The organism is Parasutterella secunda, from assembly GCF_023336895.1.
In the GTDB taxonomy this organism is placed as follows: domain Bacteria; phylum Pseudomonadota; class Gammaproteobacteria; order Burkholderiales; family Burkholderiaceae_F; genus Aphodousia; species Aphodousia faecalis.
The window spans coordinates 1-1,216 of sequence record NZ_JAMBLT010000024.1 but is presented as its reverse complement, the minus strand read 5'-3'; the positions used below and the strand labels follow the sequence as shown (position 1 = coordinate 1,216).

Annotated in this window: 3 protein-coding genes; 1 reads left to right on the top strand and 2 read right to left on the bottom strand. The window is 41.0% G+C overall.

Annotation, left to right across the window (positions count from 1 at the left end):
* Positions 1-205 (top strand): hypothetical protein (locus M3080_RS09105; RefSeq protein WP_249092811.1); only part of this gene is annotated, 205 nt, incomplete at its 5' end.
* On the opposite strand, the gene M3080_RS09100 is transcribed toward M3080_RS09105, so the two are convergent.
* Positions 178-387 (bottom strand): hypothetical protein, encoded by a 210-nt coding sequence (locus tag M3080_RS09100; RefSeq protein ID WP_249092810.1) that lies wholly within the window; start codon positions 385-387, stop codon positions 178-180. The two genes, M3080_RS09105 and M3080_RS09100, sit on opposite strands and share 28 nt — an antisense overlap.
* 624 nt (positions 388-1,011) lie before the next feature.
* The coding region (locus M3080_RS09095; RefSeq protein ID WP_249092809.1) for a hypothetical protein at positions 1,012-1,216 on the bottom strand (205 nt) is incomplete at its 5' end.

The following is a 1,216-nucleotide window of genomic DNA, read 5'->3' as shown; positions in this document are numbered from 1 at the left end:
CATTGTTGTTTACACGGCTTTTTCTGGTGAGAACAGTGCGTCCGGAGCCTTTACATTATCTGATGCCGGTGGGCGAGGTGAATCGGTCTCATATAGTAGTACAAGACCAAAATTTTCGTTTAGTGCATTAGATTCAAATGCTATTTATTCTGGATCAACCATTCAACCGTTAAGCGGTCATGCTTTAATAATCATTAAGCAATAATAAGCATTAGGGCGAATTTCATTTATTTCTTTGTAAACAGTTGAGGCTAAAGTCGAATCTAAATAAACAATAGGATTACCACCACCAGAAACGTGCCCTGAAGCATAGTCTCCTGTTGTTTTCCCAGGAACTGTAAAAACCCCTGTATGAGATGTTTTACCTGGCGATTCAGTTCCTGGCAAAGAGAAACTACCGCTGATATTAGGCCTAATATCACAGGAGGATTAATGTGCCCAGGACTAACCGGAAATGAGCCAAGCCTATTCACGGGAGCATTCCAAAGAACAGGAAGTCATCAATCTAAGACTTACGGTGCTGGTGAATTTGAGAGTACCAACAATATGGTCGACTTTAGCGCCGAAAGAATTTCTGATGTATATGGAACATCTTCAACTATTCAACCGATCAGCTCTTACTCTTTAATTATCATCAAGGCATAAGAGCTGTTAGGCTGAATTGTCGAATCTGCACCAAAGATAGAAGACGACAGGGACGCATCAAAATTTGCTTTATATCGACTTCCACTCGAACTTGTCGCGCCGTAGGACATGCTATCCCCCTTATAAAACGAACCCTCATAGACACCGTCAATAGGTCCAACCTTACCACTGATATTAGGCCAGACCTAATATAACGGGTTCATTCTATGGTGTGAATGACACGACCACCGGTGCCTTTACGAAAGAAGGAAACACAAACCTTATTTCAGACGGTGCTCGATGGGGAGGTAAAACAAAAGTCACTTGCGATGCATCGCTATGTAATACAAGTTATACCTCAGTGGAAACTATTCAACCTAGTTCAGGCTATTCTTTAATGATTATTAAAGAGTAGGCGCTCTCTGGTTTTACTGTATCAATGGAAAAATGATCATCACATTTTGAAGCATCAAATCCGACAATTGTTTGGGGAAATCCAGAGCCAGTTCCAGCTTCAATTGCTTTAGAACGAAATGCAATGCTGAATGGTCCCTCATAATTTTCGTCTCTAACACCAACGCTGTATCTTATT